22 protein-coding genes and 2 riboswitches are annotated in these 20,091 nt (G+C 66.1%); of the genes, 16 read left to right on the forward strand and 6 right to left on the reverse strand.

The genetic code is table 11. From position 1 onward, the window contains the following. Positions 1–24 precede the first annotated feature (24 nt). Both LO787_RS16620 and LO787_RS16625 read right to left on the reverse strand, forming a co-directional pair. Positions 25–555: a GNAT family N-acetyltransferase gene (locus LO787_RS16620; protein ID WP_232492108.1), complete on the reverse strand. Its 531-nt coding sequence runs from the start codon at positions 553–555 to the stop codon at positions 25–27. A 52-nt stretch (positions 556–607) separates the two neighbouring features. Then, positions 608–1,780, reverse strand: a complete 1,173-nt coding sequence (locus tag LO787_RS16625; RefSeq protein ID WP_232492109.1) for a PQQ-dependent sugar dehydrogenase — start codon at positions 1,778–1,780, stop codon at positions 608–610. Positions 1,781–1,790: 10 nt separating this feature from the next. Between LO787_RS16625 and LO787_RS16630 the strand changes: the two genes are divergently transcribed. Then, on the forward strand, positions 1,791–2,426 hold the full coding sequence (locus LO787_RS16630) for a ribonuclease HII (protein ID WP_232492110.1): 636 nt from the start codon (positions 1,791–1,793) through the stop codon (positions 2,424–2,426). Here LO787_RS16630 and LO787_RS16635 read toward each other — a convergent pair. After that, the gene (locus LO787_RS16635; protein WP_232492111.1) at positions 2,423–2,587 is read right to left on the reverse strand and encodes a hypothetical protein; all 165 of its coding nucleotides are present in this window, start codon (positions 2,585–2,587) and stop codon (positions 2,423–2,425) included. The genes LO787_RS16630 and LO787_RS16635 overlap by 4 nt on opposite strands. Positions 2,588–2,938: 351 nt before the next feature. Here LO787_RS16635 and LO787_RS16640 point away from each other — a divergent pair, with 351 nt between their 5' ends. From LO787_RS16640 to LO787_RS16650, 3 genes are all read left to right on the forward strand, one after another. Beyond that, positions 2,939–4,072, forward strand: coding sequence for a site-specific DNA-methyltransferase (locus LO787_RS16640; RefSeq protein WP_276574167.1), 1,134 nt, complete (start codon positions 2,939–2,941; stop codon positions 4,070–4,072). A 64-nt stretch (positions 4,073–4,136) separates the two neighbouring features. Then, positions 4,137–5,249 carry a dihydropteroate synthase gene (gene folP, locus LO787_RS16645; protein WP_232492112.1) on the forward strand — a complete coding sequence of 371 codons (1,113 nt, stop codon included), beginning with the start codon at positions 4,137–4,139 and terminating at the stop codon, positions 5,247–5,249. Positions 5,250–5,475: 226 nt separating this feature from the next. Continuing rightward, on the forward strand, positions 5,476–5,832 hold the full coding sequence (locus LO787_RS16650) for a hypothetical protein (RefSeq protein WP_232492113.1): 357 nt from the start codon (positions 5,476–5,478) through the stop codon (positions 5,830–5,832). Between the two features lie 67 nt (positions 5,833–5,899). Here LO787_RS16650 and LO787_RS16655 read toward each other — a convergent pair whose 3' ends face one another. The 3 genes from LO787_RS16655 to LO787_RS16665 are packed head-to-tail and all read right to left on the reverse strand — an operon-like array spanning position 5,900 to position 8,570. Then, entirely contained in the window at positions 5,900–6,655 is a 756-nt protein-coding gene (locus LO787_RS16655) for an SDR family NAD(P)-dependent oxidoreductase (RefSeq protein WP_232492114.1), read from the reverse strand. Continuing rightward, the gene (locus LO787_RS16660; protein WP_232492115.1) at positions 6,652–7,116 is read right to left on the reverse strand and encodes a nuclear transport factor 2 family protein; all 465 of its coding nucleotides are present in this window, start codon (positions 7,114–7,116) and stop codon (positions 6,652–6,654) included. Before LO787_RS16660 ends, LO787_RS16655 begins: the two co-directional genes overlap by 4 nt. 35 nt (positions 7,117–7,151) lie before the next feature. Further along, positions 7,152–8,570, reverse strand: a complete 1,419-nt coding sequence (locus tag LO787_RS16665; protein WP_232492116.1) for a sigma-54-dependent transcriptional regulator — start codon at positions 8,568–8,570, stop codon at positions 7,152–7,154. Positions 8,571–8,779: 209 nt separating this feature from the next. Here LO787_RS16665 and LO787_RS16670 point away from each other — a divergent pair, with 209 nt between their 5' ends. From LO787_RS16670 to gcvPB, 12 genes are all read left to right on the forward strand, one after another. After that, positions 8,780–8,905: an aa3-type cytochrome c oxidase subunit IV gene (locus LO787_RS16670; protein WP_232492117.1), complete on the forward strand. Its 126-nt coding sequence runs from the start codon at positions 8,780–8,782 to the stop codon at positions 8,903–8,905. Between the two features lie 31 nt (positions 8,906–8,936). Continuing rightward, positions 8,937–10,067: an NAD(P) transhydrogenase subunit alpha gene (locus LO787_RS16675; protein WP_232496350.1), complete on the forward strand. Its 1,131-nt coding sequence runs from the start codon at positions 8,937–8,939 to the stop codon at positions 10,065–10,067. Between the two features lie 2 nt (positions 10,068–10,069). Continuing rightward, entirely contained in the window at positions 10,070–10,354 is a 285-nt protein-coding gene (locus LO787_RS16680; protein ID WP_232492118.1) for an NAD(P) transhydrogenase subunit alpha part 2, read from the forward strand. Next, the gene (locus LO787_RS16685) at positions 10,354–11,781 is read left to right on the forward strand and encodes an NAD(P)(+) transhydrogenase (Re/Si-specific) subunit beta (protein WP_232492119.1); all 1,428 of its coding nucleotides are present in this window, start codon (positions 10,354–10,356) and stop codon (positions 11,779–11,781) included. Before LO787_RS16680 ends, LO787_RS16685 begins: the two co-directional genes overlap by 1 nt. Positions 11,782–12,173: 392 nt before the next feature. Further along, positions 12,174–12,599: a protein-tyrosine phosphatase family protein gene (locus LO787_RS16690; protein WP_232492120.1), complete on the forward strand. Its 426-nt coding sequence runs from the start codon at positions 12,174–12,176 to the stop codon at positions 12,597–12,599. 202 nt (positions 12,600–12,801) lie between these two features. Beyond that, complete coding sequence (locus tag LO787_RS16695) at positions 12,802–13,119, forward strand: hypothetical protein (protein WP_232492121.1); 318 nt, start codon at positions 12,802–12,804, stop codon at positions 13,117–13,119. Between the two features lie 112 nt (positions 13,120–13,231). Then, positions 13,232–14,392 carry a deoxyguanosinetriphosphate triphosphohydrolase gene (locus LO787_RS16700; protein ID WP_232492122.1) on the forward strand — a complete coding sequence of 387 codons (1,161 nt, stop codon included), beginning with the start codon at positions 13,232–13,234 and terminating at the stop codon, positions 14,390–14,392. 12 nt (positions 14,393–14,404) lie between these two features. After that, positions 14,405–15,097: an NAD(P)H-binding protein gene (locus LO787_RS16705; protein WP_232492123.1), complete on the forward strand. Its 693-nt coding sequence runs from the start codon at positions 14,405–14,407 to the stop codon at positions 15,095–15,097. Positions 15,098–15,134: 37 nt separating this feature from the next. Beyond that, a riboswitch (glycine riboswitch) is annotated at positions 15,135–15,242 on the forward strand. Position 15,243: 1 nt separating this feature from the next. Then, positions 15,244–15,366: riboswitch (glycine riboswitch) on the forward strand. A gap of 36 nt (positions 15,367–15,402) precedes the next feature. After that, positions 15,403–16,557: a glycine cleavage system aminomethyltransferase GcvT gene (gene gcvT / locus LO787_RS16710; RefSeq protein WP_232492124.1), complete on the forward strand. Its 1,155-nt coding sequence runs from the start codon at positions 15,403–15,405 to the stop codon at positions 16,555–16,557. An 11-nt stretch (positions 16,558–16,568) separates the two neighbouring features. After that, entirely contained in the window at positions 16,569–16,940 is a 372-nt protein-coding gene (gene gcvH / locus LO787_RS16715) for a glycine cleavage system protein GcvH (protein WP_232492125.1), read from the forward strand. Positions 16,941–17,104: 164 nt separating this feature from the next. After that, entirely contained in the window at positions 17,105–18,475 is a 1,371-nt protein-coding gene (gene gcvPA, locus LO787_RS16720; RefSeq protein WP_232492126.1) for an aminomethyl-transferring glycine dehydrogenase subunit GcvPA, read from the forward strand. Further along, the gene (gene gcvPB / locus LO787_RS16725) at positions 18,472–20,070 is read left to right on the forward strand and encodes an aminomethyl-transferring glycine dehydrogenase subunit GcvPB (RefSeq protein ID WP_232492127.1); all 1,599 of its coding nucleotides are present in this window, start codon (positions 18,472–18,474) and stop codon (positions 20,068–20,070) included. Before gcvPA ends, gcvPB begins: the two co-directional genes overlap by 4 nt. Positions 20,071–20,091 lie beyond the last annotated feature (21 nt).

The raw sequence follows: 20,091 nt of genomic DNA on the forward strand, positions 1-20,091 counted from the left end.
CAGATGCCCGCGCTCCCTGTTGCGTCAGCGCAACCAGGGGCCGAGCATGCCCTTTTCCGGCAGCACGGCGGTGTTCGCGCAGCGCACCAGCAGGCGGCGACGCTCGAAGGGACCGGGGAGATCCCAGCCTTCGGTCCCTTCGTTGGAGAAACCCCAGAAGCGGCCGTAGTACTCGGGATCGCCGATCATGACCTGCGGCAGCGGCGCGCGGTCGTCGATGCTCGCCATGCTGGTCGACATCAGCGCCTGCCCATAGCCCATGCCCTGATGGCCGGGCATGACGGCGACCGGGCCGACCATGATCATCGGGAAGGGGCGTCCCTCGGGCGTGTTGAGCGCAACCGGCCAGCACTGGATGGTGCCGACCAGCATCTCGTTGCCGTCGAGCGCTGCAAAGCTGAGCGCGGGGAGCCAGTCGGTACCTTCGCGCACCTTGTAGGCGGTGCGCTTATGACGCTCCGGTTCGAAGGCGGCATCGAGCAGTGCTTCGACGAGCGCGGGATCGACGTTGTCGAGCGGAATGATCGTGGCGGCTTCGGATTGGGTCTGGGTCATGGCGCGCGCGCGATAGGAGCGCGCCGCGCCTTTGTCGATTCAATTCGCCGCGTCAGCCTGCGGCGGTGAGCTTGAGCAGGTGGCCGCTGTCCGGCCCTTCGCCATCCTCCAGCAGCCAGATCGCGCCGTCCGGACCCTGACGGATTTCGCGGATGCGGTTCTCCATCGGGTAGCGCGCTTCCTCGCTGGCCTTTTCGCCATCGATCTTAACACGGACGAGACCGGTGGCGACGAGGCCGGTGATGAGCGCCTGTCCCTTCCACGCGGGGAACATGTCGCCGGTGTAGAAGATGAAGTCGCCCGGTGCGATTACCGGGTTCCAGCTGATCGCGGGCTGCGCGAGGTCAGGCCGGGTCGAATTGCGGGGTATCTTCTTGCCATCGTAATGATCGCCGTCCGACACCAGCGGCCAGCCGTAGTTGGCGCCGGGCTTGACGAGGTTCAGCTCGTCGCCGCCCGCCGGGCCGTGTTCCAGATCCCACAGCCGTCCCTGCGGATCGAAGGCGAGGCCGAGGATGTTGCGGTGGCCGTAGGACCAGATCTGGTTGGTCGGCGCGGGCTTGTCGGCATAGGGATTGCCGGGAGCGGGCGTGCCGTCAGGCAGCAGGCGGATCACCTTGCCGAGGTTGGTGCCGAGATCCTGCGCGGGGGTGAACTTCTGCCGCTCTCCCGATGCGATAAAGAGGTACTTGCCGTCGGGCGAGAAGCGCAGGCGGTGCGAGTAGTGCCCGCGTCCGCTGACCTTCGGCGTCTGTCGCCAGATCACGGCGAGGTTCTGGAGCGCACACCGCGTCGGCGCCTCGCACACGAGGTCTGCCTTGCCCACCGCCGCGCCGCGCGTGTCGCCGTCGCCCGCTTCCGCCCAGCTCAGATATACCACGCGGCGGTCGAGGGTCTTGCCGGTCTGGCCGGGCGCGAAGATGAAGTCGCCGAGGCCGCCCTGGCCGCCGTAGTCCACTTTGGGTACGCCGCTGACGGTGCCTAGGCGGCCGTCGGGCGTGCGGAAGCGCATCGCGCCCTTCTTTTCGGTCACGAACAGCGTGCCGGTGCCTTCGTCGAACGCCATGGCCCAGGGTTCGTCGAACTGATCGAGCGTCTCGACCTTGAAGGGAGTGTTGGTTTCGACTGCGGCGGCGGTTGCCTTTTCCCCGGTGGCGGCGCTGCCGCAGCTTGCGAGCGCCACGGCTAGCGGCGATAGGGCGACAAGGAGACGTCTTGCGATCATGACAGGCCCAATGCTTGCACCTCTCACGGGTTCCACCCCGCAGCCTTCAGCCACGAAACGTTACGTGATCGGCGTCGACGAGGCCGGTCGTGGCCCGCTTGCGGGCCCGGTTGTGGCAGGGGCGGTATTGCTCTGCAAGCCGCGTCCCGCCGGGCTGGACGATTCCAAGAAGCTTTCCGCGGCCCGCCGCTCCGAACTGGAGGCGACGATCAAGCGGCGCTGTAAGTGGGCGGTGGGCGTGGTCGACGTGGAGGAGATCGACCGCCTCAACATCTTCGGGGCGACGATGCTGGCGATGACCCGCGCCGTGGCCTCGCTATGCGAGGTGCTGGGCGAGGATCCGCATGAAGTGCTGGTCGACGGCAACATGACGCCGCATGGGCGGCGCGAGGAATGGCGCTGGGCCGCCCGGGCCATCGTCGGGGGCGATGCGATCGAGCCGTGCATCTCGGCCGCGTCGATCATCGCCAAGGAGCACCGCGATCGGCTGATGCGCGATCTGGCGCTGGCGCATCCCCATTACGGGTGGGAGCGCAATGCCGGTTACGGCACGCCCGAGCACCTGGCGGCGCTGCGGCTGCACGGGGCTACCCCGCATCATCGCCGCAGCTTCGCGCCGGTGGCGCAGCTTTCGCTGGCGATTTAGGCCGCGAGAGCGAGGTCTTCCGAGGCCTGGACTTCCGCGGTCCGTGCGGTTTCAACCGCAGGCTCGACAGCGACCGGCTGCTCGGCAAGACCGGCGACATAGCGCTCGGCCATGACGACGTCGCGGCGGTAGGCGAAATAGAGCGAGATAAGCGAAAACATTCTAGGCGACCTTCGATAATGGGCTTGCTGCGGTGCAGCATCGAGGTGCCATTTGGATCGCCGCGCCGGTTGTAGCAAATGCAACGTATCGGACGGAGGTTGCATAAAACTGCATTGCTCGTTCGTGGCGCGTTTGTGGCTGTGACAAAAAGTTATCCACGAGTCGCAAGGGCAACACCCACCACATCTTGAGTCTCGCCGATTCGCCCTGACTCGATATCTTGTGTCGGATTCGTTTTGTTCCTCCGAACTGAACACCTGAATCACAAGGATTCACCGCGAGTCGCGCCTTGACGCGGAGTTCCGGATGAATCACCCTATGGGCCATATCCACAGTTTATCGGAGCAGTCATGGGTCAGATCTTGGTCAGGGAACGCATTCGGGCAAAGGCGCCTGCGCCCACCCCGAAGGAGCTGCTTCCGCTCGGCCACATCCTGCCCGGCGACTGCATCGAGGCCATGCGCTCGATCCCGGACGCGTCGGTGGACATGGTCTTCGCCGATCCGCCGTACAATCTCCAGCTCGGCGGCGACCTGTCGCGTCCCGACGGTAGCCACGTGGACGCGGTGACGAACGACTGGGACAAGTTCTCCAGCTTCGCGACTTACGACCAGTTCACCCGCGACTGGCTGACCGAGGCCCGCCGCGTGCTGAAGCCGGAAGGTTCGCTCTGGGTTATCGGATCGTACCACAACATCTTCCGCCTCGGCGCGATCATGCAGGACATGGGGTTCTGGATCCTCAACGACATCGTGTGGCGCAAGGCGAACCCGATGCCCAACTTCAAGGGCACCCGCTTCACCAACGCGCACGAGACGCTGATCTGGGCGAGCATGGGCGAGAAGTCGAAGTACACCTTCAACTACCGCGCGATGAAGACGCTCAATGACGAACTGCAGATGCGCTCCGATTGGGTGCTGCCGATCTGCAATGGTGCGGAGCGTCTCAAGAAGGGCGGCCGCAAGGTCCACCCGACGCAGAAGCCCGAGGCTCTGCTCTATCGCGTGATGCTGGCGACCACCAACAAGGGCGACGTCGTGCTCGACCCGTTCTTCGGCACCGGCACCACCGGCGCGGTCGCCAAGCGCCTCGGTCGCGAGTGGATCGGCTGCGAGCGTGAGAACGACTATCGCGAAGCCGCGCTGGAACGCATCGAGATGGCGCTGCCGCTCGACGAAAGCGCGCTTAAGACCATGCAGTCCAAGCGCACCGCACCCAAGGTGGCGTTCGGCACGCTGATCGAGACCGGCTGGATCGAGCCCGGCACGCAGCTGTTCGACAAGAAGCGTCGCCATGTCGCCACCGTCCGCGCGGACGGCTCGCTGCTGGCGGGTGACGTCAACGGTTCGATCCATGGCGTCGGCAAGGATCTGCAGGGCGCGCCGTCATGCAACGGCTGGACGTTCTGGCACATGGAGCACGAAGGCCAGATCAAGCCGATAGACGCGATCCGCCAGCTTTACCTCCTCGCCACGGAGCCGTGAGATCAGGTTGGCCCGGACGACGAATGGCTTTCAAATCCGGGGCGGCGCGCGCTAAGGCGCGCCTATGACCCGCAAGCTCTACATCCGCCCGATCGCCCTCGCCGAAAGCCCGCAGAGCGAGGAGGGGGAGGCCATCCGCCTTGGCGGCGCGATGGTCTGGGCGAGCCGGTTCGCCATCATCGTGCGCGAGAACGGGCGCGTGATCTCCCGCCAGCGGGTCTCCACCGCGCAGGTGCCTGCCGCGCTCGCCTCTCTGCCGGCCGATCTCGGCGCGGCGGCGGAGGCGCAGTGGGCGAACTTGCGCAAGGTCCATGCGCCCATCCAGTGCGGCCCCCGGACGATCCGGCTGGAGCAGCCGCAGGTCATGGGCATCCTCAACATGACGCCGGACAGCTTCTCCGACGGCGGCAAGTTCCTCGACGATGCGCAGACGGCCGCCGAACATGCCGCTGCCATGCTTGAGGCGGGAGCGGCGATCATCGACATCGGCGGTGAGTCCACCCGGCCCGGTGCGGCGGCCGTGTGGGAAGGCGACGAACTCAAGCGCGTGGTGCCGATGGTGGAGCGGCTCGCGGCGATGGGCGCGGCGATCAGCGTGGACACGCGCCGTCCTGCAGTGATGGAGGCGACGCTGGAGGTGGGAGCGCACATCATCAACGACGTCTCGGCCCTGCGCTATGATCCGCGCAGCCTGGAACTGGCGGCCGCGTCCGGCGCGCCCGTGGTACTGATGCACGCACCGGGCAAGGCAGACGACCTGCACTCGGGGACGCCGTTCGACGATGTGGTGCTCGACGTGTTCGACTGGCTGGCGGAGCGTCGTGATGCCTGCGTGGCGGCGGGTATCGCGCCGGAGCGCATCATTCTCGACCCGGGCTTCGGCTTCGGCCTCTCGCTGGCGGAGAACCTCACGCTGTTCAACGCGCTGCCGCTGTTCCATGCGCTTGGCCAGCCGCTGCTGGTCGGCGTCAGCCGCAAGCGGATGATCGGTGCGTTGTCCAACGAGGCTCCGGCGCATCGGCGGCTCGGTGGCTCGGTGGCGCTTGCGGTCAAGGCGATGGATGCGGGTGCGCACATCCTGCGCGTGCATGACGTGCCCGAAACGGTGCAGGCCGTCCGCGTCTGGCGTGGGCTGCGCGACGCTGCACTGACCGACTTCTCGCAACTGCCGGATTGAGGCTTCCCATCCTGCACGTCGGATGAACCGCAGATTTCTGCCAGATTAACCGCGGGGGCAAGTTATGTGACCGTGGCATCACAACGCTATGCCGCGCTGCAAAACGTCCCGTTGACGCCTCGTTTCGTCCTTTTGCCGGACGCCAATCGCACTTGTGCCCGTTTGTCCCACCGAGCGTGAGGCAATTCCGCCTTCCGCACTGGAAAGCGACAAAGGGGATTCACCCATGAAGCAGACCATCATGTTCCGCGCCGCTGCCGTGGCGCTCGCCATCGTTCCCGCCACTGCTATGGCCGTTGTCCCGGCCATGTACGAGGAGCGCGTCGCCCGCGTCGAGGAAAACCGCATCATCCAGAGCCCTCTCGGCGGGATCGAGAACAAGCACTGGTTCAATTATCGCGCCAACGTGAACGAGAGCCAGAAGGAACTCGCCACCGATCTGCGCAAGGCCAGCGACATCGAGGACCAGCGCGACGCCTGGGAGGAATACGGCTCCGAACTGCGTCACGAACGCGGCACCTATACCAAGGCCATGGTGAAGCGCGGCTATCGCGTGCCCTCGGTCTACATCGAAGGTCTCTGACACCTGCACCCGTCCCTGACGGTACTCCTGGCCGGGCCGCGCACATCGCGCGGCCCGGTTTTGCATGTCAGAGCGAATATCCGCCGTCGCTGACGAGCACGGTGCCCGTTATCGTCGCCGCCGCATCCGAGAGCAGGAAGCCGATCTGCGCGGCGATCTCGTCGGACCGGGCATAGCGGCCGAGCGGCGTGGCGAGCTTGCCCATCGCGGAAATGGCGGCTTCTCGTCCTCCCTGTTCCTGCACGAAATCGCGGAACATCGGCACCTGATCCCAGATTGGCGTGTCGACGCCGCCGGGCGCAATCGCATTGACGCGAATGCCGAGCGGCGCGCCTTCCTTCGCGGCGACCTTGGCAAGCTGGATCACGCCCGCCTTGCTCGCGCCGTAAGCGGCGGTTCCGGGTTCCGCCTTCAGTCCGCTGACCGAGGCGGTGAGGACTATCGCGCCGCCGTTCTCCCGCATTCCCCGCATGGCGCAGCCGAGCGACAGGGCCATGCCGTCGAGATTGGCGCTCAAGACCTTGCGCCACTGCGCGAAGTCGAAATCGACGAGGGTGCCGGAATCCGCGACGCCTGCATTCAGCACGGCAAGGTCCAGTCCTGCGGAGGCCGCACCGATCCGCTGCCACAGCTTTGGGTCGGCAACGTCGCCCGCAAACCGCAGGCACTCACAGCCCGGATCAAGCGCATCTAGCTTGTCGCCATCGAGATCGACGAGCAGCAGTCGCGCCACGCCCTGCTTGGCGAGCCATTCGACGCAAGCCGCGCCAATGCCGGATGCGGCGCCGGTCACAAGCGCGGTACGGCCGGAGAATGCGGTCACGCCACCTCCACCCGCAGCCGTTCGATCCGGGTCGTGCGCAGTTTCCAGCCATCGCCGTGGTTCACGTAAGTCTCATGATAGCGGCCCCAGCCGGTGAGTTGCGAAAAAGGCCCTCCCGGCGGCAGGAACAGGCGATCGGTGAAGGCCCAGATGCCGCTGGCCGAACTCTCGCTGTCGACGGTGATGTCAGGGTCGTGGCCCTGATGGACGGTCACAAGGCGCGGCCCTTCCGACGGAACGGCGTCCGGCCAGCTTGCCCGACCTTCCATCACCTTGTTCATCATCGGCAGGTGGTCGATCCCGGTGGCCGGGTCGGTGCAGCAGCCGCGATAGTCGAGCACGCAATCTTCGGCGAGGATCGAGCGCACAAGAGCGCTGTCCTGATTGTCGACGCCGCGGAAGTAACGCGCCTTGACCTGCCTGATCGCTTCGATTGCGGCAAGCCGCTCCACCGTTTCCATCCATCTCTCCCGTTCTCGGGAGAAGACTGGACGGCTCAGGCGGCGTTGTCGATGCCGAGTTCGCTGAGCTTGCGGTAGAGCGTCGAGCGCCCGATGCCGAGGCGACGCGCCACTTCGGTCATGCGGCCACGGTAGAGGCCGATGGCAAGGCGGATGACGTCGGCCTCGATCTCGTCGAGCGGGCGCAGGTTTCCATCGGGCGTGTAGAGCATGACGCCCGCGCTTTCAGGCACTTGCGGGGCTGTGGATGGACCTGTGCCCAGTATGTTGAGAAGCTGTGGAAAATCTTCCGAGGTCAGCGCGTCACCGTCGCAGAACACCGCCGCGCGGAACAGCACCGCCTGAAGCTGGCGCACGTTGCCCGGCCAGTCGTAGGCGGCCAGCAGCGAGAGCGCGCCGTCGGTGATGCCCAACTCGCGCAGGCCCGGCTGTTCGCCGATGCGCGCGAGGAAGAAGCGGGTGAGGGCGGGGATATCGCCGGTACGCTCCCGCAGTGGCGGCAGCAGCACCTTGGTGGGCGACAGCGCCGTCAGCAGTTCGGGCAGGAAGTGGCCCTGGTCTGTAAGGTCGGCAAGCGGCAGGTTGCTCGCCGCGATCAGGCGCACATCGACGCGGAACGAATGGCGTGCGCCGATGGGGCGGCAATCGCCCTTCTTCACCGCTTCGAGCAGGCGCTCCTGAACGGATTCGGGCAGGCGGTCGATCTCGTCGAGCGCGAGCGTCGCGCCGTCGCAGTGCTGGAGCGCGCCGATCTGGCGGTCGAACGCGCCGGGGAATGCGCCTTTCTCGTGCCCGAACAGCACGGATTCGATGGAGTTCGCGGGTACGCCGCCGATGTTGATGATCCGCAGCGGCATGCGCGATCGCGGTGATGCAGCGTGCATCGCGCGGATGAGCATTTCCTTGCCCGATCCGCTCTCGCCCTCGATCAGCACCGGAGCATGACCGCGCGCAGCCTTGGCGGCGACGGCCAGCGCCTTGCGGAAGTTGGGGGCCGCACCGATCATCGATTCGAAATCGGGGTTCGACGGCATCTTTTCCGTCAGCGGTGCGAGTTCGTCGCGCGGGGCCTCGCGTGTCGTCGCCGAGCGCAGGGCGTGCATCAACCTGTCGGGTGCGACGGGCTTGACGAGATAGTCGGTCGCGCCTGCGCGCATCGCCTCGACCGCAAGGAGCGGCGAGGTGCTGGCCGTCAGCATCAGGATCGGCAGCGCCGGGCGGCGGGCCTTGAGTTCGGAAATCAGCGCGCAGGCGTCGTCGCCGGGCACCCACTGGTCGAGGATGATCGCGGAAAGCTGCATGCCCTGCCGGGTGCCGAGCGTCGCGATGGCCGTCTCGGCATCGCGCACGATGAGCGTGCGCCACCCTTCGCGCGAAGCGAGCGCCGAGATCAGTCGGCTCTGCGCGGGCTCATCGTCGATGAGCATGAGAAGGCGTTGGTCCAGATCCGCCATGATTGTGCCGCTTTGCTTAGCCTCCTCGGGTAGAAAGCCCGCTTCTAGAGCAAACGGGTAAATACCCGCTTAAGGCTGTCGGCAGATCGCGCGGAGCAATCGCCTCCTGCTCGATCAAGCCCACCATGATGGACTTTCTTCCCCCTTGAGCGGGACGGGAGGGGCGGCTACGGTCATGTGGAAAGAAACGGTTTTGGGGTAAAGAGACAATGGCTTCGGGCAACGACATCAAGGCAGCTACCGAGACCTACAACGGCTTCGTCAAGGTCGCGACCTGGGGCACGGTGGGCTGCATCGTGATCGTCGCCTTCGTCGTCGGGCTCATCGCCTCCTGACCGGCTGCGCCGCTTGAGCGCGCCCGCAGGCCTGCGGATCGCGGTCCTCAGGGAACGCGATCCCGGCGAAACCCGCGTCTCGGCGACGCCCGAGACTGTCCGCAAGTTCATCGCTCTCGGCGCCAGTGTAGCGGTCGAGAGCGGGGCGGGGCTTGCTGCCAGCATTTCCGACGGGGATTATCGCGGCGCCGGGGCCGAGGTCGGTCCGGTCGAAACCGTGCTGGCGGGGGCGCAGATCGTCTTCGGAGTGCAGGGGCCGGACGTGGCACTACTGGGCGCGGTGGCTCCCAGTGCGTGGATTGTCGGCATTCTCGATCCTTACGTCCGGCGCGACCGGATCGACCGCTATGCCGCCGCCGGGCTGGAGGCGCTCGCGATGGAGTTCATGCCGCGCATCACGCGCGCGCAGTCGATGGACGTCCTCTCCAGCCAGTCGAACCTTGCCGGCTATAAGGCGGTCCTCGCCGCTGCGGATGCCTACGGCCGCGCCTTTCCGATGATGATGACGGCGGCGGGCACGGTAAGTGCGGCGAAATGCTTCGTCATGGGCGTGGGCGTCGCCGGGCTGCAGGCCATCGCCACTGCCCGGCGTCTCGGTGCGCAGGTTTCGGCCACCGACGTGCGCTCCGCGACGCGCGAACAGATCCAGTCGCTTGGAGCCAAGCCCATCTTTGTCGAGAGCGTCGCGGGCATCGAAGGCGAAGGCTCCGGCGGATACGCGGGCGAGATGAGTGAGGAATACCAGCGCGCACAGGCCGAACTGGTGTCGAGCCACATTGCGAAGCAGGATATCGTCATCACGACTGCGCTGATCCCCGGCCGCGCGGCGCCGCGTCTCATTACCGACGCGCAGATCGCTTCGATGAAACCCGGCAGCGTCATCTTCGACCTAGCGGCACCGCAGGGCGGCAACGTCGAGGGCACTGTGCCCGATCAGGTGGTCGAGCGGCATGGCGTCAGGATCATCGGCTATTCCAACACGCCCGCGCACCTGCCTGCGGACGCCTCGGCGCTCTATGCGCGCAACCTCTACAACTTCGTCTCGGCATTCTGGGACAAGGAGCAGGGCGGGCCGGTGCTCGACGAGGAGATCGGCGATGCGGTGCGCCTGACGCGCGGCGGGGCCGTTGTGCATCCGCGCTTGAATGAGGTGGTCAGCTAGGCATGGACTTCGTCTCGATCCTCTCGATCTTCGTGCTGGCCTGCTTCGTGGGCTATTACGTGGTGTGGTCGGTCACGCCCGCGCTGCACACGCCGCTGATGGCGGTGACGAACGCCATATCCTCGGTCATCGTCGTCGGCGCTCTGGTGGCGAGCGCGGCTTCTGGATCGCCGCTGGCGAAGTGGCTGGGCCTTGGTGCCGTCGTGCTGGCGAGCGTCAACATCTTCGGCGGGTTCGCCGTCACCGAACGGATGCTGGCGATGTACAAGAAGAAGGACCGCAAGTGATGGAAGCGCACGCGATCTCCCCTTGGGTCGCCGTCGCTTATCTCATCGCGGGCATCTGCTTCATCCTGGCGCTTAGGGGGCTGTCGTCCCCCGCGACGAGCCGGGCGGGCAACCGCTACGGCATGGTCGGTATGGGCGTGGCCGTAGCCACAACGCTCGTCACGCACGAGATCGCCAGCCTGCCCGAGATACTCGTCGCCATCGCGCTGGGTGGCGGCATCGGTTTCGTCATTGCCCGCCGCATCAAGATGACCGACATGCCGCAGCTTGTCGCCGCGTTCCACTCACTGGTCGGGCTGGCGGCGGTGCTGGTGGCGGTCGCGGCGTTCCTCAACCCGGAGGCGTTCGGCATCCTTGGTGGCAACGGGCAGATCCTGCCGGTCAGCCGGGTGGAAATGGCGCTCGGCGCGGCGATCGGCGCGATCACGTTCTCGGGATCGGTGATCGCCTTCGCCAAGCTCAACGGCAACATGAGCGGCGCGCCGATCCTGCTGCCCGCGCGCCATGTCATCAACCTCGGCACCCTGGGCGCGATCCTGATCCTGACGGCGCTCTTCGCGCATTCGGGCGCAGCCGGGCCGGGGGAGAACCCGCTGTTCTGGGTGCTCGTCGGCCTCGCCTTCGTGATCGGCTTCCTGCTCATCATCCCGATCGGCGGAGCGGACATGCCGGTCGTCGTCTCGATGCTCAACAGCTATTCGGGCTGGGCGGCGGCGGCGATGGGCTTCACGCTGCACAACACCGCGATGATCGTGACCGGGGCACTGGTCGGCTCATCCGGCGCGATCCTGTCCTACATCATGTGCAAGGCGATGAACCGCAGCTTCATCTCGGTCATCGCCGGCGGTTTCGGCGCCGAGGTCGGTGCGGGCGGTGGCGAGGCAAAGGAACAGCGCCCGTGGAAGCGCGGCTCTGCCGAAGATGCCGCGTTCCTCATGAAGGAGGCAGAGAACGTCATCATCATCCCCGGCTACGGCATGGCGGTGGCGCAGGCGCAGCACGTCCTGCGCGAGATGGCGGACCAGCTGAAGAAGCATGGCGTCTCGGTGAAATATGCCATCCATCCGGTCGCGGGCCGAATGCCGGGCCACATGAACGTCCTGCTGGCCGAAGCCAACGTACCCTATGACGAGGTCTTCGAGCTTGAGGACATCAACGGCGAATTCGCGCAGTGCGACGTCGCCTTCATCATCGGCGCCAACGACGTCGTGAACCCCGCCGCCAAGACCGACAAGTCCAGCCCGATCTACGGCATGCCCGTGTTCGACGTGGACAAGGCCAAGACAATCTTCTTCATCAAGCGCTCGATGGGCGGGCAGGGCTATGCGGGCGTCGACAACGACGTGTTCTACATGGACCAGACGATGATGCTGCTCGCCGATGCCAAGAAGATGGTGGAGGACATCAACAAGGCGCTGGCGGATTGATGCGAGGGGGCTGGTTGCGCCCCGCATGGTCGTTCGGTTGAACAAAGATTGGTTCACGCAAAGGCGCGGAGACGCAGAGGTGTTGCGTTGATCCGCCGCGTTATTCCGTCACTGGACCGAGCGTAAGCCGCAGCCTTTGAAAGCAAGCATGGCTTCACCGCGAGCGCCGATCCTCCGCGCCTCTGCTTGAACTACTTTCTCGACTTCTTTGGAATGCCGCGCGCAATCGGAAGCTACCTGTACCTGACGCAAACTGCAGGCGGTCGAGACGCGCCCCTCTACGGTCAACCAGGCCGCGTCACCTTTACGTTAAACCTGCCATTTGGATATCTTAAAAGATGCTATCAGAATTATATTGGATCGAGGTCGGCCCGCCACCCAAACTCGCAATCATGGCGCGACCACGCGCCGGGGATTGGTTGGAAGATGAGGTGGAAAACTGGAAACGCTCCGGCGTCGAAATGGTCGTAAGCCTCCTTGAGGCGGAGGAGATCGACGATCTCGATCTTCGAGCGGAAGCGCCTCTGTGCCTGAAGAAGGGCATCGAGTATGTCTCCTTTCCCATCAAAGATCGCGGCGTGCCAAGCGACCTCAACGAAGCGCGGCGTTTTGCATCTGAGGTTGCCAGTTCGGGAAAGACAGTCGCCGTTCACTGTCGCGCTGGCATTGGACGCTCTTCGATCATCGCCGCCGCCGTTTTGGTCAGTCGTGGTGTCAGTGCGGAAGCCGCGCTGTCGGCGATCAGCATAGCGCGTCGGACGCAGGTGCCAGATACCGAGGCGCAACGCGAATGGGTACTTAGCCTCGATCGACGTTGAAATTCCATCGCTTCGATGGTCCGCTTTCGCTTGTGCCGTTTCGATAGCCGTCGTTCCGTAATCCATCCAAAGCTTGACCTTGTGCAAAGCCGGAGCTTTTCAATGACTCCGGGCAAGGTGCGCGGCAAAAAGCTAGCCGCTCCAACCGAGCCCGCAAACTCACCTGTTTGTGCTCGACACCGCCCGATGTAATGCCCCGCACATGATCCACCTCCTGAAGACCATCGTCGTCATCGCTGCCCTATGCATCGTCACATGGTTCGGTGCGCACTGGTATGCCGAGTACCGCGTCCGCACTGCCTTCGCCGATGCGGGGCTCAGCGAGAAGGCGGCGGAGTGCATGGGCAAACGCCTCGTGCGCAAGCTCTCCCTCCAGCAGATCGGCAAGCTCACGGCGTTGCAGGATGCCGCGCACACGCCCGAGGGCATGGTCGAGGCTGCGCACCGGATCGACGATCCGCGCGTGGTGAAGGTGACGGCCTCCTCGCTGTTCCTGTGCAGCACTGGGCTCGCCCGTTGATAATCGTCTGGTGCCGCATTTTCCGAGCCGTCAGGTGATTCCACCTGACTTGAAAATGCTCTAGGGACGCTTCCAACCAGCCCTTCGTCGCCTCTCGCGAAAGACCGCGCGCTTGACCTTAGCTCCCTATGCTTCCGACCCGGCCCGTTCGCGCGGGCGCGAGTTTCCGATCGAGAACGGCCTCGCCCGCGGTGCGCGCAGCCCGTACCAGCGCGACCGGGACCGGATCATCCATTCCATCGCGTTCCGCCGCCTGCGCTACAAGACGCAGGTCTTCATCGCGCCCGACGGCGACCATTACCGCGTGCGCCTGACGCACAGCCTGGAAGTGGCGCAGATCGCCCGCGTCATTGCGCGTATCCTCGGGCTGGACGAGGATCTGACCGAGGCGCTGGCGCTCGCTCACGACATCGGTCACCCGCCCTTCGGTCATGCCGGAGAGGACGCGTTGCACGCGGCGCTGCATAAGGCGGGCGGCTTCGACCACAATGCCCATACCCTGCGCACGCTGATGCGCATCGACAGCCCCTATTGCGAGCATGACGGCCTCAACCTGACGTGGGAGACGCTGGAGGGCCTCGCCAAGCACAACGGTCCGGTGGCCGAGCCGACCTGGGCGCTGGCGGAGCTCGACGCAGCCTACAATCTCGATCTCGGCACCCATTCCTCGCTGGAGGCGCAGGTTGCGGCGCTGTCGGACGATATCGCCTACGACAACCACGATATCGACGACGGCCTGCGCGCGGGGTTCCTCGATCTCGACGAACTGCTTGCGCACCCGTTCGTGGTCGAGCGCTGGAACGAGGTGGAGAGGCGCTATCCCGGCGTACCGCTCGACCGCCAGTTGGCCGAACTGATCCGCGGGCAGATCGGCGTCATGGTCAACGATCTGGTTGCGCATACGCGGGCGAACCTCGTTGGCGTCGGCAGCGTGGACGAAGTGCGCAACGCGGGCAGGGCGCTGGTGGCGTTCTCCCCGGAGATGGCCGAGGCGGAGCGCACCTTCAAGCGCTTCATGTACGACAAGCTCTACTACCACCCCGAACAGCTTGAGACCGCGAAGCGCGCGCGGGCGGTGCTGGCGGAACTCTATTCCGCCTACTCGCAGGAGACGGTGCTAATGGAGGAAAGCTGGATCGACACGATGCCCCGCTTCGAGCCCGCCCGCAGCCGCCACATCGCCGACTACATCGCCGGGATGACCGACCGCTTCGCCATCGCCCGTCATGCCGAGATCTACGGCCGCACGCCCGAGGGTCTCAGCAATGTCTGACCGGGACTGACCATGGCCCAGCAGTGCAGGCGTATCTGCCTGGTCGGCGCGACCGGGCTGATCGGCTCCGCCCTGATGGCGGAGTGCGTGGGCCGCGAAGACGTGCGCGTGATCGGCGTCGGGCGGCGCGAGGCGGTGTTGCCTCCGGGTGCGCGGATGGAGATGCTGGTGGGCGAGCCGATCGACTGGCCGCATCTCATCAAGGCGGCGCAGGCCGACGTGCTGGTCTGCGCGCTGGGCACCACGATCAAGGCGGCGGGCAGCCAGGAACAGTTCCGCGCCGTCGACCACGATCTCGTCCGCTTCGCCGCCGAGGCGGCCCGCGCGGCGGGAATCGAGCACATGATCGTCGTTTCCTCGGTGGAGGCGGACCGGGCTAGCCGCAGCTTCTACCTGAGCGTGAAGGGGGAGACGGAGGAGGCGCTGGGTCGTCTCGGTTTCCGGCGGCTCGACATCTTGCGGCCCAGCCTGCTGCGTGGTCCGCGTACCGAAAGGCGCATGTTGGAAGGGGCGTGGCAGATCGTCGCACCGGTGCTGGATCATCTCGCGCTCCACGGCCGCCTGCGCCGCTTCCGGTCGATCCACGCGAAGGACGTGGCGCGCGCCATCCTCGGGCTCGTGCAGGAAAAGGCGCAGGGCCGCTTCGTGCATGAATACGATGCCTTGCGACGGGCGGGCCGGGGAATATCCGAAGCTTTGCGTTGACTTGCACGGGAGCCTCACCCAAGGCTCAGGCCACTCGCTGACACGCGCGGGAGAGACCTGACTGATTCGGCCCCGGCTGTTTCGGAACGGCGCCGAAGGAGCAACCGCCCCGGAATCTCTCAGGCAAAAGGACCGCGCAGCGTCGACAGCGAGCCTCTGGAAAGTGCCTTGTGCGTCATGCGTGCAAGGCCGCCGACGGTGTAACCCGGCCCGTCCCATTGGGGATGACGCGGGGGAAGCTCTCAGGTTTCCGTGACAGAGGGGGCACCGGATTGGTGTACCATGTCTGCTCGCGGAGTCGTGTCTTGAGCGAATTTCCTGTTTCCGAAGAAGATGGCGTCGAAGAGATCGAGACGCTGACCCTGCCGCTCGATGCGTGGCATCGCGCGAAGGGCGGCCGCATGGTCGAGTTCGCCGGCTACTACATGCCCGTCCAGTATGAGGGCATCATGGCCGAGCACCTGTGGACGCGCGAGAGCGCGGGCCTGTTCGACGTCAGCCACATGGGGCAGGTCTACATCTCCAGCGAGGAGGGCGTGACCCCGGCTCTCGAAGCCGCGGTGGAAGCCGCGCTGCCGATCGACCTAGCCACGCTGAAGAACGGCGCCCCGCGCTATTCGCTGCTGCTGGACGAGAACGGCGGCATCCTCGACGACCTGATGGTCACGCGCTGGGCGACCGGCTTCTACCTCGTCGTCAACGGCGCGACCAAGTGGGACGACATCGGCACCCTGCGCGAGCTGCTGCCTGACGATGTCACTCTCAACCACCTCGACGAGAGCGCGCTGCTGGCGTTGCAGGGGCCGAAGGCCTTCGCCGCGCTGGAGCGTCACGTCGAGGGCGAGATCCCGCTGTCCGACCTCCGGTTCATGAAGGGCGCGGCCTACAAGCTTGGCGGCGTCGATGCCTGGATCAGCCGTTCGGGCTACACCGGCGAGGACGGTTTCGAGATCGCCATCCCGGGCGAGTCCGCGGCACATGTCGCCGACCTGCTTTGCGGCGAGCCGGAAGTGAAGCCCATCGGCCTCGGCGCGCGGGATTCGCTGCGTCTGGAAGCGGGCCTCCCGCTTTACGGCCACGATCTTTCGCCCGAAACCAGCGTGATCGACGCCGACCTCAAGTTCGCCGTCAACAAGCGCCGCCGCACCGAAGGCGGCTTCCCCGGCGCCGACCGCGTGCTGAATGACTTCGCCGAGGGCACTGCCCGCCGCCGCATCGGCCTCGTGCTCGAAGGCCGCATGGCCGCTCGTGAAGGCGCGAAAGTTCTTCTTGGAGATCAGGAAGTTGGCGTCGTGACTTCGGGTGGTTTCTCGCCGTCGCTGCAGAACCCCATCGTCATGGCCTACGTCGATACCGCCCTCACTGCAGAGGGCACCGCGCTTACCATCGAGATGCGGGGCAAGAAGCTCGACGCGACCGTCGTGCCGATGCCCTTCGTCCCCCACCGCTATTACCGCTGAGGAGCTATCCCATGACCCGCTATTTCTCCGAAGACCATGAGTGGATCGAAGTCGAAGGCGACCTCGGCACCGTCGGCATCACCGACTACGCCCAGGGCCAGCTTGGCGACATCACCTTCGTCGACCTGCCTGCCGAGGGCAGCACCGTCGGCAAGGGCGATTCCGTATCGGTCGTCGACTCGGTCAAGGCCGCGTCGGACGTCTACACCCCGGTCTCGGGCACCATCGCCGAAGTGAACGCCGCTCTCGCCGACCAGCCTGAGCTGGTGAACACCGAAGCCGAAACCGGCGGCTGGCTGTTCCGCGTGACCCTCTCCGACGCCGCCGAACTCGGCGCGCTGATGGACGAGACCGCGTACAAGGCCTTCGTCGACAGCCTCTGAGCCCAATTCCTCCCCGAGCTTGTCTCGGGGAGGGGGACCGCCCGCGAAGCGGGTGGTGGAGGGGGATTTGCCCAGCCGCTCCCCCTCCGTCACCGCCTTTGGCGGCGCCACCTCCCCGAGCAAGCTCGGAGAGGAACCAGAAAAGACCCAGGAACCCGCCCCTCATGCGCTACCTTCCCCTGACCCCGGCCGACCGCGCCTCCATGCTGGAGACGATCGGCGCCGCCACCGTCGATGATCTGTTCATCGACGTGCCCGCCGAGGCCCGCCTTGCCGGTCCGATCGAGGGCCTCGCCCCTCACGCCAGCGAAATGGCCGTCGAGCGCCACATGTCCGCGCTTGCCGCGAAGAACCTGAGCGCCGGTTCGGCGCCGTTCTTCATCGGCGCGGGCGCCTATCGCCACCATGTCCCCGCTTCGGTCGATCACCTGATCCAGCGTGGCGAGTTCCTGACCGCCTACACGCCGTACCAGCCGGAAATCGCGCAGGGCACGCTGCAGGTGCTGTTCGAGTTCCAGACGCAGGTGGCGCGCCTGTTCGGCACCGACATCGCCAATGCCTCGATGTACGACGGCTCGACCGCGTGCTGGGAAGCGATCCTGATGGCCGCGCGCGTAACCCGCAAGGGCCGCGCGGTGCTCTCGGGCGGCCTGCACCCGCACTACGGCGAAGTCGTGCGGACCATGGCGAAGTTCACCAAGGACGACATCGTCAGCCTCGCCCCCGAACTGACCGCCGATCCCGATGATGCCGCCGTGATCGCCGCCATCGACGACAAGACCTCGTGCGTCGTCGTTCAGTACCCTGACGTTCTGGGCCGCATCCCGGATCTCGCCGCGATCTCGGAAGCCGCACACGCTGTGGGCGCGCTGGTCATCGCCGTCGTCACCGAGCCGGTGGCGCTGGGCCTGATCGAAGCGCCGGGCGCGCTGGGCGCGGACATCGTCGTCGGTGAAGGCCAGTCGCTGGGCGTCGGACTCCAGTTTGGCGGGCCTTACCTTGGCCTGTTCGGCTGCCGCGAGAAGTTCGTGCGCCAGATGCCGGGTCGCCTCTGCGGCCAGACCGTCGATGCCGAGGGCAAGCGCGGCTTCGTGCTGACGCTCTCGACCCGCGAGCAGCATATCCGTCGCGAGAAGGCGACGAGCAATATCTGCACCAATTCAGGTCTTTGCGCGCTGGCCTTCAGTATTCACCTTACCCTTCTGGGCGGTGAAGGCCTTGCCCGTCTGGCAGCGGTGAACCACGCCAAGGCGCAGGCGACCTTCGAGCGTCTCGCCAAGGTGCCGGGTGTGTCGATCCTCAACAACGCCTACTTCAACGAAGCGACGGTTATCCTGCCGCGCGACGCCCGCGAAGTCGTGCGCGAACTGGCCGACCGTCAGGTGCTCGGCGGCGTGTCACTGGGCCGCCTGTTCCCGGTGGCCGACGGCCTGCACAACGGCCTGCTGGTCGCCGCGACCGAAACCACCACCGACGAAGACATCGAGGCTTTCGCCACCGCGCTGGAAGCCGTTCTTGCAGGAGCGAGCGCATGAACGCCCCCAACGCATCCGGCTGGCGCCCCTCCATGGGCGAGGCTTCAGAAGCAAAATTCGCAACGTCGTCAGGCGATTATGGCCTGATGTTGGAAGAGGCTCTCAGCTTCGAGCTGGGCAGCGCCGACAAGTGCGGCGTCGATATCGACGAAGCCGAACGCGCTCCCGCCGCCGGTCTCGGCAAGTTCCTGCGCAAGTCCGCGCCCGCGCTGCCGGGCCTGACCGAGCCGGAAACCGTGCGCCACTACACCCGGCTGTCGCGCCAGAACTACGCGATCGACCTCGGGCCGTTCCCGCTCGGCTCGTGCACGATGAAGCACAACCCGCGCCTGAACGAGAAGATGGCCCGCCTGCCGGGCTTTGCGGACGTGCACCCGATGCAGCCGCAGACGACGGTGCAGGGCGCGCTGGAAGTCATCGAGCAACTGGCCGACTGGCTCATCACGCTGACCGGCATGGCCTCGGTAGCGATGAGCCCGAAGGCGGGTGCCCATGGCGAGCTGTGCGGCCTCCTCTGCATCCGCGCCGCTCTGGATGCACGCGGCGAGACGCGCGACGTCGTGCTGGTGCCCGAGAGCGCCCACGGCACCAACCCTGCCACTGCCGCTTTCGCGGGCTTCAAGGTGGAATCGATCCCCGCGACCCCGGCGGGCCGCGTGGACGTGGCGGCGCTCAAGGCCAAGCTTGGCCCCAACGTCGCGGGCGTGATGATCACCAACCCGAACACCTGCGGCCTGTTCGAGCCCGACATGCGCGAGATCGCCGATGCGGTCCACGCGGCGGGCGGCTACGTCTATTGCGACGGCGCGAACTTCAATGCCATCGTCGGCAAGGTGCGCCCGGGCGACCTCGGCGTCGATGCCATGCACATCAACCTGCACAAGACCTTCTCCACCCCGCACGGCGGTGGCGGTCCCGGTGCCGGTCCGGTCGTGCTGTCCGAAGCGCTGGCGCCCTTCGCGCCGCTGCCCTTCGTCACGCGCGGCGCCGACGGTTCGATCCACCTCGTCGAGGAGGAGAACATGGGTGAGGGCCACGCGCAGGCGTTCGGCCGCATGGTCGCCTTCCATGGCCAGATGGGCATGTTCACTCGTGCGCTGACCTACATCCTCAGCCACGGCGCCGACGGTCTGCGCCAGGTGGCGGAGGACGCGGTGCTCAACGCGAACTACGTGCTGCGTTCGTGCGAAGACCTGCTGCCCGCTCCGTTCGCGGACAGCGGCCCGTGCATGCACGAAGCGCTGTTCAGCGACGCCGGGCTGGCCGAGGGCTTCTCGACGCTCGACATCGCCAAGGGCCTGATCGACGAGGGCTTCCACCCGATGACGGTCTACTTCCCGCTCGTGGTGAAGGGCGCGATGCTGGTCGAGCCGACCGAGACCGAGAGCAAGGCGGGCCTCGACCGCTTCATCGCCTCGCTGCGTTCGCTGGCCGAGCGTGCGAAGGCCGGTGACGAGAGCCTGCACTCCGCGCCGCACTTCGCGCCGCGCAGGCGCCTTGACGAAACCCTCGCCGCACGCAAGCCTGTGCTGGTGTGGCAGGGCGAACCGGGCGTTCCGGGCACGCCCTCGCTCAGCGAGATCGGGGGAAGCTGATACAGATGGGGGAAGGTGGAC

This window comes from Novosphingobium kaempferiae (assembly GCF_021227995.1).
Classification (GTDB): Bacteria; Pseudomonadota; Alphaproteobacteria; order Sphingomonadales; family Sphingomonadaceae; genus Novosphingobium; species Novosphingobium kaempferiae.